10 protein-coding genes are annotated in these 10,524 nt (G+C 66.8%); all 10 read left to right on the top strand.

Features of this window, described 5'->3' with window-relative positions; genetic code table 11:
- Nucleotides 1-83: 83 nt before the first annotated feature.
- The 10 genes from Q0330_RS13825 (at nt 84) to Q0330_RS13780 (ending at nt 10,474) form a co-directional block, all read left to right on the top strand.
- The gene (locus Q0330_RS13825; protein ID WP_299480481.1) at nt 84-1,094 is read left to right on the top strand and encodes a substrate-binding domain-containing protein; all 1,011 of its coding nucleotides are present in this window, start codon (nt 84-86) and stop codon (nt 1,092-1,094) included.
- Nucleotides 1,095-1,116: 22 nt separating this feature from the next.
- Nucleotides 1,117-2,385, top strand: coding sequence for an ABC transporter substrate-binding protein (locus Q0330_RS13820; protein ID WP_299480478.1), 1,269 nt, complete (start codon nt 1,117-1,119; stop codon nt 2,383-2,385).
- Nucleotides 2,386-2,453: 68 nt separating this feature from the next.
- The gene (locus Q0330_RS13815) at nt 2,454-3,299 is read left to right on the top strand and encodes a sugar ABC transporter permease (protein ID WP_299480475.1); all 846 of its coding nucleotides are present in this window, start codon (nt 2,454-2,456) and stop codon (nt 3,297-3,299) included.
- Nucleotides 3,296-4,141 carry a carbohydrate ABC transporter permease gene (locus Q0330_RS13810; protein ID WP_299480472.1) on the top strand — a complete coding sequence of 282 codons (846 nt, stop codon included), beginning with the start codon at nt 3,296-3,298 and terminating at the stop codon, nt 4,139-4,141. Before Q0330_RS13815 ends, Q0330_RS13810 begins: the two co-directional genes overlap by 4 nt.
- Nucleotides 4,142-4,150: 9 nt before the next feature.
- Nucleotides 4,151-5,206, top strand: a complete 1,056-nt coding sequence (locus Q0330_RS13805; protein ID WP_299480469.1) for an ABC transporter ATP-binding protein — start codon at nt 4,151-4,153, stop codon at nt 5,204-5,206.
- Nucleotides 5,207-5,234: 28 nt separating this feature from the next.
- Nucleotides 5,235-6,524 (top strand): trehalase family glycosidase, encoded by a 1,290-nt coding sequence (locus Q0330_RS13800; protein ID WP_299480465.1) that lies wholly within the window; start codon nt 5,235-5,237, stop codon nt 6,522-6,524.
- A 132-nt stretch (nt 6,525-6,656) separates the two neighbouring features.
- Nucleotides 6,657-7,562: an ABC transporter substrate-binding protein gene (locus Q0330_RS13795; RefSeq protein ID WP_299480462.1), complete on the top strand. Its 906-nt coding sequence runs from the start codon at nt 6,657-6,659 to the stop codon at nt 7,560-7,562.
- Between the two features lie 55 nt (nt 7,563-7,617).
- Nucleotides 7,618-8,811 carry an ABC transporter permease gene (locus tag Q0330_RS13790; RefSeq protein WP_299480459.1) on the top strand — a complete coding sequence of 398 codons (1,194 nt, stop codon included), beginning with the start codon at nt 7,618-7,620 and terminating at the stop codon, nt 8,809-8,811.
- Entirely contained in the window at nt 8,808-9,737 is a 930-nt protein-coding gene (locus tag Q0330_RS13785) for an ABC transporter ATP-binding protein (RefSeq protein WP_299480456.1), read from the top strand. Before Q0330_RS13790 ends, Q0330_RS13785 begins: the two co-directional genes overlap by 4 nt.
- Nucleotides 9,734-10,474, top strand: coding sequence for an ABC transporter permease (locus Q0330_RS13780; protein ID WP_299480453.1), 741 nt, complete (start codon nt 9,734-9,736; stop codon nt 10,472-10,474). The genes Q0330_RS13785 and Q0330_RS13780 overlap by 4 nt, the downstream gene beginning before the upstream one ends.
- Nucleotides 10,475-10,524: the final 50 nt, after the last annotated feature.

Raw genomic sequence — 10,524 nt, 5'->3', positions numbered from 1 at the left:
AAGTTGGGGAATTATCTAAAGCGCTTTAGAAGACTGATTCTAGCTTGAGTGGGGAGGCTTGGGCACTGGCACGTCGCGGATCATTGCGTGAAATCGCGGACGAATTGGGGCTTTCGGTCCCGACCGTCTCGCGCGCGCTTGGCGGCTATACCGACATTGCCGAGGCCACACGCAAGCGTGTTGCCGAAACCGCGAAGCGGCTGGGATATGCGCCCAATGCGGCGGGCAGGATGCTGGCCTCGGGCAAGTCGGGCTTTGTCGGGCTGGTCCTGCCGGTGGGCGCACAGCAATTCGTCGATGCCTATCTGGGCGCGATTGTCGCCGGCCTGTCGGAAGGGTTCAGCGAACGCGGCCTCGATCTGATGATCGCCACGGTTCCGGCCACCGAAACGCCGCTGGACACGATCCGCAAGCTGATCGGCTCGCGCCGGGTGGATGGGCTGATCCTGGCGCGGATCGCGCCGCAGGACCCGCGCATCGCGCTGCTGCGCGAGGCCGAGGTGCCTTTCGTGGCGCTTGGCCGGCAGTTGGACGGGCCGGGCGATCACAGCTGGCTGGACGTGGACAGCGGCGCCGCCTTCGCCGAGGCGGTGGAACGGCTGGCCGCACTGGGCCATCGCCATATCGGGCTGGTCTCGATCACCGACGATTTTTCCTTCGCACGCCATCGCGATGCCGACACCGCGCTGGCCGCCGCGCGGCTGGGGCTGCGCATCAGCCGGATCGCCGCGCCGCGCGCGGATCGCGAGGCGCGGCGGCAGGGGATCAGGGACCTGCTGACCGCGCCCGACCGGCCGACGGCGGTGCTGGGTCTGGTCGACGGGATCGCGCTGGATGTGCTGAACATCGCGGCGGATATGGGCCTGTCGGTTCCCGCCGATCTGTCGGTGATCGGCTTCGACGACATCGCCGGCAGCGGCCATTCGACGCCGCCCCTCTCGACCTTCGAGCCCTATAACCAGCGTCTTGGCCGCCGGGCCGCGCATGTGCTGGCCGACCTGCTGGCCGGCACCGGCAAGGCGCCGATCCAGATCCTTGAAAAAGCCGAATTCGTCACCCGCGGCTCTCATGCGCGGGCGCCGGACACCAAATGAAAATCCGAAAGGGAGGACTAACATGACCAAACTGAAACTCACCGCAGCCCTGCTGGGCACGACCCTCGCGCTTGGCGCGGGTGCGGCCCATGCCGAAGGACTGCTGTTCTGGTCGACCCAGGCCAAGCCGGTCGAGGAAACCCAGAAGATGCGCGACGAGGTGCTGGCGGGCTTCGGCGCGGCGGTCGATTATCAGGCCAGCGACGAAGGCCCCTGGATCACCCGGATCGACGCCGAGACCCAGGCCGGCAGCGGCTCCATCGGGCTTCTGGGAGGGCTGCATGGCGATTTCACCTCGGTCGAGGACAGCCTTGCCGATGTGCCGACCGATCTGGCGGCGGCAGGCGTGGTGCCGGGCTATGTCGAGTTGGGCAAGCTCGGCGGTGACAGCCAGAAATATGTGCCGTGGATGCAGGCCACCTATATGATGGCCGCGAACAAACAGGCGCTGGAATACCTGCCCGAAGGGGCGGAATTGAACGACCTGACCTATGACCAGTTGATCGACTGGTGCAAGGCCATTGCCGAAGGCACCGGCGGCCCGAAATGCGGCCTGCCTGCCGGTCCGAAAGGGCTGAAGCACCGCTTCTTCCAGGGCTACCTGGTGCCGTCCTATACCGGCGGCATGGTCAGCACCTTCAAAACGGCCGAGGCCGAGGAGGGCTGGAACAAGTTCAAGGAGCTGTGGCAATACATGAACCCGGCTTCGACGAATTACGGCTTCATGCAGGAACCGCTGCTGACCGGCGAAGTCTGGGTCGCCTTCGACCATACCGCGCGGCTGGCCGATGCCTTCAACCAGAAGCCTGACGATTTCGTGGCCTTCGCCACGCCGAAAGGGCCGAAGGGGCGCGGTTACATGCCGGTCATCGCCGGCATGGCGATCCCGACCAATGCACCCGACGCCGCCGCCTCGGCCGCGCTGATCGACTATATGCTGAAGCCGGAAACCCAGATCGCGACACTGAAGGCGACGAACTTCTTCCCGGTCGTCGATGTCACCCTGCCCGACGACATGCCGCCCTCGGTCAAGGCGGCGGGAGAGGTGATCAGCTATACCTCGACCTCGCCGGATTCGATCACCGCGCTTCTGCCGATGGGGCTGGGCGATGCCGGCGGCAAGTTCAACCAGGTCTATACCGACATGTTCGAGCGCAGCGTGCTGGGCGGCCAGCCGGTGCGCGCGGCACTGGACGATCAGGCCAAGGCGCTTGAGGCGATCATGCAGGAAACCGGCGCGCCCTGCTGGGCCCCGGATGCGGCCTCGGAAGGTCCCTGCCCGGTCAACTGAGCCCCACGACCCGGAGGGCCCGGCCAGTTTCGCCGGGCCCCCAACCGATCCCGCATGAGGAGGTGGCGATGTCCCCCGCCCGGATACCCTATCTGTTGCTGTTGCCGGCGACGCTGTTCCTGCTGGTCTTCTTCGTCTATCCCTTCGGGCTGGTCGCAATCGAGGCCTTCAGCCGTGACGGCAGCTTCACCGCCGCGAATTTCCAGACCGTCTTCGGCCATTGGAAATTCCCCGCCGCGATGACCAACACGCTGCTTCTGGCGCTTGTCATCGTGCCGATCCAGACGGTGCTGGCACTGGCCATGGCGGTGCTGGTCACCAAGATGACGCGCGGTCGCGACATGGCGCTCTATGTCTTCACCATCCCGCTCGGCATTTCCGATCTGGCCGCCGGGATCATCTGGCTGGCGATCTTCGAACAGTCGGGCTTCCTCAATTCGATGCTTTATCACCTCGGCGTCTCGGAGCAGCCGACGATCTGGCTGGGCTATCAGTCGAAATGGGTGATCTTCCTGGCCGTGGTGCTGGCCGAAGTCTGGCGCGCCACCGCGATCATGCTGGTCATTCTGGTGGCCGGGATCGGGCTGATCCCCAAGGAATATAACGAAGCGGCCGAGGTTTTCGGCGCCTCGCCCTGGAAACGCTTCACCCGGGTCACGCTGCCGCTTCTGCGGCCCAGCCTGCAGACGGCGCTGATCCTGCGGGTGATCCTGGCCTTCGAGGTCTTCGCCGTCGTCGCCACCCTTGGCGGCACCACCCTGCCGGTGCTGATGGGCGAGGTCTATCAATGGCAGTTCGCGCTGCAGGATCGCGGCGTGGCGGCGGCCTATGCCATCGTCATCCTCGCCATCTCCATCGCGGCCACGCTTGTCATCATGCGCGCCCTGCGCGTCCCGAAGGAGGCCCGGATATGAGCGCCGTGACCACCAACGCCACCGACGCCACCCCGGCCCATCGCAAGCGCGGCCAGTTCTGGATGCGCGCCGCCGTGGTGGTGCTGATCCTCTGGGTGCTGTTCCCGCTCTGGCTTCTGGCGGTGAATGCCTTCAGTTCGCCCGATGCGGTGAACGGCTTTCCGAAATCTCTCTGGCCGGAAGGGGACATGGGCAGCCTGAATTTCTTCCTGAGCTTTCAGGGGGTGACGGGTGCCTTGCTGAATTCGATCATCGTCGCGGTACTGACTATGATCATGTCCATCGGTCTGGGCGCGCCCGCCGGCTATGCCCTGTCGCGCTTCGACTTCAAGGGCAAGGAAACCTTCCGCCTGCTGGTCTTGATGACCCGCGCCTTTCCGCTGCCGCTGCTGGCGCTGCCCTTGGCGGTGATGTTCATCCGCACCGGGCTCGATGACAGCCTGTTCGGACTGGCGCTTGTCCATACCACGCTGGCGCTGCCCTTCGCGGTGCTGATCACCTTCTCGCTTTTCTCGGGCATCCCGATCGAGCTGGAGGAAGCCGCCTGGACGCTTGGCTGCACCCGCCTTGGCGCGTTTCGCAAGGTGGTCTGGCCGCTCATCATGCCGGGCATCGCCGCCAGTGCCGTCTTCGCCTTCGTGATCTCGTGGAACGAGGTCTTCGCGGCCTCGGTCCTGACCATCCAGAACCGGACGCTGACCGCGTTCCTGCTGCAATCGCTGGATGTCTCGCCCATGCCGCTGAAATTCGCCGGCGGCTTCGTGCTGGTGCTGCCGGCGCTCATCTTCATCTTCCTCGTGCGCAAATACCTGTTTGCCATGTGGGGCATTGCCAATCGTTAAGGGGGGCACATGGCCGTCATCGAAATCAAGAATGTCGCGAAGCGCTTCGGCGACTTCACCGCGCTGCACAATGTCGACATGACCATCGCCGACAAGGAATTCATGGTGCTTCTGGGCGCCTCGGGCTGCGGCAAGACCACGCTTCTGCGTATCATCGCGGGCCTTGAAACCCCGTCGCAGGGCGAGGTCTGGATCGGCGGGCGGCGCGTGGACAACCTGCCGCCGCGCCAGCGCGGCATCGCCATGGTGTTCCAGAACTACGCCGTTTTCCCGCATCTGACCGTGTTCGAGAATATCGCCTTCGGTCTTCGGATGCAGAAACTGCCCCAGGCCGAGGTCGAGCGCCGGGTCAACCGCAATGCCGAGCTGATGCATATCGAGCAATTGCTGAAGCGCTATTCCGGCCAGCTTTCCGGCGGTCAGCGCCAGCGTGTCGCCGTGGCCCGGGCGCTGGCGATGGAGCCGGAGGTGATCCTGATGGACGAGCCCCTGTCGAATCTCGACGCGCTGTTGCGTCTTGAGATGCGGGCCGAGTTGAAGGGCGTACTGGCCGAGGCCAAGTCGACCGCGATCTATGTCACCCACGATCAGGTCGAGGCGATGAGCCTCGCCGACCGGATCGCGGTCATGCACAAGGGCAAGATCGTGCAGGCGGCGACCCCGATCGAGGTCTATCGCAACCCCGCCACCCGCTTCGTCGGCGGCTTCATCGGCAATCCGCCGATGAACTTCCTGCCCGCCGCGCGCGCCGGCGACGGGCGCTGGAACATCGCCGGCTTCCAGATCGACGGGCCGGCCACGGACCGAGTGCTGGAATTCGCCATCCGCCCCGAGGATCTGGTCCCGGCCGAGGACGGCATTCCCGCCACAGCCCGCATCGTCGAACCCTTGGGGCCGCATCTGCTGGTCACTGCCGATGTCGGCGGCCAGCAGTTCCGCGCGGTTCTGGAAAGCGAGTTGCGCGTCGTTCCCGGCGATCAGTTGCACCTTGCCCCCCTGCCCGGTCGCGCCCGCTGGTTCGACCCGGAAACCGAAACCGCCGCCCCCGTCACCACGGCTGCCTGAGCGCGGCCCCTATTTCCGAGTGTCTTCCATGACCGAGATGACCAATCCCGATTTCGACGCCGCCATCGCCATTCTGCGGGAAAACGACCGTGGCGCTTACACCGTGCCGACCAAGGGGCTTTACCCGTTCCAGTGGAACTGGGATTCCTGCCTGACCGCGCTTGGCCTTGCCGCCCTGGACGAGGACCGCGCCTTTACCGAGATCGAAACGCTTTTCGCCCATCAATGGCCCGACGGGATGGTGCCCCATATCGTCTTTCACGTCATGGATGACGGCTATTTCCCGGGGCCGGACGTGTGGAACACCGCCGCGATCCTCGGGTTCGAGACGCCGACCTCGGGCATCACCCAGCCGCCGGTTGCGGGCTTTGCGCTGGCGCGGCTGATGGATCGCAGTCCCGATCCGGCGCACATGGCCGACCGGGCGCGGGCGCTGGCCGCCGCCATCGACCGTTGGCACGACTGGTTCTTCCGCGCCCGCGATCCGCAGGGTCAGGGGCTGGTCGCGATCCTGCACCCCTGGGAATCGGGGCGCGACAATTCCATCGACTGGGACGAGGCGTTCGAGCGCGTCCCGACCGATGGCATCGCCCCCTATACCCGCCGCGACACCCAACATGCCAATCCGGCGCATCGCCCGACCAAGGCGCAATATGACCGCTATCTGTGGCTGGTCGAACATTTCCGCAGCCTCGGCTGGGACAATGCGAAACTGCACGACGCCTCGCCCTTCCGGGTCGTCGATCCGGGCTTCAACGCCATCCTGATCCGGTCCTGCGCCGATCTTGCGCGGCTGGCCGAGGTGCTGGACCTGCCCGAGATCGCCGCCCGCAACCGCGCCTGGGCCGAACGCGCGACCGAGGCGCTCGATAGCCTGTGGAGCGAGGATCACGGCCAATATCTGTGCTTCGACCGCGCCGCAGATAAGCTGGTCGACAGCGCCTCGGTCGGCGGCATCCTGCCCGCCTTTGCCGCACTTCCGGCCAGACGCAGCGCCGGGCTGGCCAAGCGGATCGAACATATCGCTGAGCACGCCGAATATGTCGTGCCCAGCCACGACCCCGCCGATCCGCGCTTCGACGCGCTGCGTTACTGGCGCGGGCCGGTCTGGCTGGTGGTGAATTACATGATCGCCGACGGGCTTCTGGCCGCCGGACACAAGGCCACGGCGGAACGCATCCGCCGCGATTCGCTGCGCCTGATCGATGCCGGAGGGTTCGCCGAATATTATGGCCCGCAGGACGGCACACCCTGCGGCGGCGGTCGCTTCACCTGGACGGCAGCGATGGTGATCGAGTTCCTGCGCGACCCCGGCTGACACGCCATCCCGGCTTTCCGGCCGACTTGCTTGCAATATCGTCGTTTTCGCCTTTCGATGAGTCTTGGGAATTGCGCCGGCACGCAAGACCGGCCGCGATGCCCGCAAGCGAGTGCAACAGGAGAGAAGCGGATGAAACGCGTCACCACTCTGGCTGCGGCGGCCCTGATAGGGCTGGCCGGCGGGGCTGCCTCGGCTCAGGATATCGTCGTCTCCTCGAAGATCGACACCGAGGGTGGGCTGCTGGGGAACATGATCTTCATGGCCCTGCAGAATGCCGGGCTGCCGGTGCAGGACAGGCTGCAACTGGGCGGCACGCCGATCGTGCGCGATGCGCTCGTGGCCGGGCAGATCGACATCTACCCGGAATATACCGGCAATGCCGCCTTCTTCCATAACGAGGCCGACAGTCCGGTCTGGAAGAAGGCCGCCGAAGGTTATGCCCGCGCGGCGGAACTGGACAGGGAGGCCGGTCTGATCTGGCTGACGCCCTCGCCCGCCAACAATACCTGGGCCATTGCCGTGCGGCAGGATCTGGCCGATGGCAACCTGAAGACGATGTCGGATTTCGGCAGATACGTGGCCGATGGCGGCGAGGTGAAGCTGGCGGCATCGACCGAATTCGTGACCTCGCCCGCAGCGCTTCCTGCCTTCCAGACCACCTACGGGTTCGAATTGACCCCGGATCAGCTGGTCCAGCTTTCGGGCGGCGACACGGCGGCGACGATTGCGGCGGCGGCGCAGCAGACCTCGGGCGTGAACGCGGCCATGGTCTATGGCACCGATGGCGGCATCGCCCCGGCCGGGCTGGTGGTGATGGAAGACGACAAGTCGGTCGAGCCGGTCTATCAGCCGGCCCCGGTCGTCCGTGCCGCCACGCTGGAGGCCCATCCCGAGATCGCCGAGGTTCTGAACCCGATCTTCGAGGGCCTGTCGCTGGAGACCCTGCAGGAACTCAACGGCCGCATCCAGGTCGGCGGCGAGCCCGCGAATGCCGTGGCCAGGGATTACCTGACCCAGGCCGGCATCCTGAAATGAGCGTGGCGCCGGCGCGTGACCCGCGCCGGCCCTCGCATCGGCCGGGCGGAGGCGCATGACCGATCTTTCCATTTCCGCAACCGATCCCCGCCCGGCCCTCAGCCGGCCGGGTCTGCTGTTCGCGGTTCTCGGCCTGATCGGTCTGGCCGTGCCGCTGGTGCAGTTCAAGGCCAACCGGATCGTGCTGGGCAATGGCATCCTGCTGCCCGGCGGGCTTGGCCTCGCAGGCTGGCTTCTGGGGGCGGCGCTGGCTGTGGCGCTGCTGGCCGGGGTTTCGGCCCGGCTGCCGCTGCGGTTGCGCCTGCTGATCGGTTGCGCCGGCGTGGTGGCGGTGCTGCTGGCGCTTGGGGCGACGGCGCGGGCATTGGCCCCGCCCGACAACACCATGGCCCGCGTCGCCCCGGCCTCGGGCTTCTGGCTGCTGCTGCTGGCCTTCGCGCTGATGGCCGCCGATGCGCTGTCGCGGATGCGCCTTGGCCTGGCGCAACGCTGGCTGATGCTGGCCGGCGCTGTCGTGGTGATCGGTGCGATCCTGTGGTCGGGCTGGCTCGACGGGGTGTCGGTCATGCGCGAATACGAGGCCCGCAAGGATATCTTCTGGCGCGAGGCCGGGCGGCATCTGGTGCTGGCCTTCGGCTCGCTGGGGGCGGCGCTGCTGGTCGGGCTGCCCATCGGCACCGGCATCTACCTGTCGGCGCGCCTGCGCCGGCCGGTGCTGGGGGTGCTGAACGTCCTGCAGACCATCCCCTCGTTGGCGCTGTTCGGGATCATGATCCCGATCTTCGGCTGGATCGCGCTCAATGTGCCCGGCGCCGCCGCCATGGGCATTGCCGGGATCGGCATCTTTCCGGCGCTGGTGGCGCTGTTTCTCTATTCGCTGCTGCCAGTCGTTTCGAACACGCTGGTCGGGTTGAACGGGGTCTCGCCCGCCGCCCGCGACGCGGCCTTCGGGCTGGGCATGACCCGGGGCCAGGTGCTGCGCGGCGTGCTGTTTCCACTGGCCCTGCCGGTCATTCTTGCCGCCGTGCGCATCGTTCTGGTGCAGAATATCGGCCTTGCCGTCATCGCCGGGCTGATCGGCGGCGGCGGCTTCGGCACCTTCGTCTTTCAGGGGCTGAACCAGACGGCGATGGACCTTGTCCTTCTGGGCGCGCTTCCGACCATCGCGCTGGCGCTGAGCGCCGGGATCGCGCTCGATCTGCTGGTCGAGGCGCTGGATCACCGCAAGACCGAAAGGAGCGGCCCATGATCGAGATCCGCAACCTGACCAAACGCTATGATGCCAATACCGTCGTCGACAGCGTCAGCCTGACGGTCGAAAAGGGCCAGATCGCGGCGCTTGTCGGCACTTCGGGTTCGGGCAAGACCACCTTGCTGCGGATGATCAACCGGCTGGTCGAGCCGACATCGGGCAGCGTCCTGATCGACGGCAGCGATACCGCCACGCTGGAGCCGCATCTGCTGCGCCGCCGCATCGGCTATGCGATCCAGGGGCACGGGCTGTTTCCGCATCGCACCGTCGGCCAGAACATCGCCACCGTGCCCATGCTGCTGAAATGGTCCGAGGCCGAGATCCGCGCCCGCGTCGATGAGTTGCTGGAGCTGTTCCAGCTCGATCCCGCGCAATTCCGCGCGCGGATGCCGCATGAACTGTCCGGCGGCCAGCAGCAGCGCGTCGGCGTCGCCCGCGCCCTTGCCGCCCGGCCCGAACTGCTGCTGATGGACGAACCCTTCGGCGCGCTCGACCCGGTGATCCGGGCCAAGGCGCAGGAAGACCTGCGCGCCCTGCAGCGCCGCCTTGGCACGACGCTGGTGATCGTGACCCATGACATGGAGGAAGCCGTGGCCCTTGGCGACCGGATCGCGGTCATGGACAAGGGGAAACTGCTGCAATACTGCCCCCCGACCGAGATCCTGTCCCGGCCCGCCACCCCCTTCGTGCAGGCCCTGATCGGCGAGGGCGAGCGTCCCTTCCGCCTGCTGTCGCTGGCCCCGGTCTCGGAACTGGTCCAGCCGGGCGATGTCCCCGGCCCCGCCATCGCGCCCGACGCCAGCCTGCGCGATGCGCTGGCGGAATGCCTGTGGTCGGGCCGCGACCTGCTGCCGGTCGAGGGCGGCGGCGTGGTGACGCTGGCCCGCCTGCGTGAACGTGCGACGGGCGCGGGTGCATCATGATCGGGCGTCTGCTGATGTCGCTGGCGGCGCTGTTCCTGCTGGCTTTCCTGCTGCGCCCCGAAGGTTTCGCCTGGCTGTTCCAGCCGCTGACCAGAAACGGCGCGCCGGCGATCTATACCCAGACCAGCCTGCTCAGCCTGACGCTGTCGCATCTGGGGCTGGTGGGGCTGGCGGTGCTGGCCTCGACCATTGTGGCGGTGGGTCTGGGGATCCTCGTCACCCGACCGGCGGGGCGCGAGTTCCTGCCGCTGGCGCGCACCGTCACCTCGGTCGGGCAGACCTTCCCGCCGGTCGCGGTGCTGGCGCTGGCAGTGCCGGTCATGGGCTTCGGGGCCGGGCCGACGCTGGTGGCGCTGTTTCTTTACGGGCTTCTGCCGATCTTCGAGAACACCCTGACCGGGCTGACCAACCAGCCCCCCGATGTGGCCGAGGCCGCGCGTGGCATGGGCCTGACCCGGCGCCAGCGTCTCTGGCAGGTGGAACTGCCGCTGGCGCTGCCGCTGATCCTTGCCGGCATCCGGCTGTCGGCGGTGATCTCGCTGGCGACGGCGACGATCGGGTCCACCGTCGCCGCGAGGACGCTGGGAGAGGTGATCATCGCTGGCCTGCTGTCCTCGAACACCGCTTTCGTGGTGCAGGGCGGGCTGGTCGTGGGCCTGCTGGCGATCCTGATCTATGAAGGGTTTCAGGCGCTGGAAAACCAGGGCGCGCGGCGCATGGGGCAGGCGGGGCGCTAAAGCATTTCGCCGCAACCCTGAATCGTTTTGGGTTCCGCTGAAGCGTTGAT

This window comes from uncultured Paracoccus sp., from assembly GCF_937873615.1.
Classification (GTDB): Bacteria; Pseudomonadota; Alphaproteobacteria; order Rhodobacterales; family Rhodobacteraceae; genus Paracoccus.
This window is presented reverse-complemented; position numbering and strand designations above follow the sequence as displayed.

Coding starts and splice junctions, on each gene's coding strand:
- Q0330_RS13795 (WP_299480462.1), top strand. CDS start 6,657: ATGAAACGCGTCACCACTCTGGCTGCGGCGGCCCTGATAGGGCTGGCC.
- Q0330_RS13785 (WP_299480456.1), top strand. CDS start 8,808: ATGATCGAGATCCGCAACCTGACCAAACGCTATGATGCCAATACCGTC.
- Q0330_RS13815 (WP_299480475.1), top strand. CDS start 2,454: ATGTCCCCCGCCCGGATACCCTATCTGTTGCTGTTGCCGGCGACGCTG.
- Q0330_RS13790 (WP_299480459.1), top strand. CDS start 7,618: ATGACCGATCTTTCCATTTCCGCAACCGATCCCCGCCCGGCCCTCAGC.
- Q0330_RS13810 (WP_299480472.1), top strand. CDS start 3,296: ATGAGCGCCGTGACCACCAACGCCACCGACGCCACCCCGGCCCATCGC.
- Q0330_RS13800 (WP_299480465.1), top strand. CDS start 5,235: ATGACCGAGATGACCAATCCCGATTTCGACGCCGCCATCGCCATTCTG.
- Q0330_RS13805 (WP_299480469.1), top strand. CDS start 4,151: ATGGCCGTCATCGAAATCAAGAATGTCGCGAAGCGCTTCGGCGACTTC.
- Q0330_RS13780 (WP_299480453.1), top strand. CDS start 9,734: ATGATCGGGCGTCTGCTGATGTCGCTGGCGGCGCTGTTCCTGCTGGCT.
- Q0330_RS13820 (WP_299480478.1), top strand. CDS start 1,117: ATGACCAAACTGAAACTCACCGCAGCCCTGCTGGGCACGACCCTCGCG.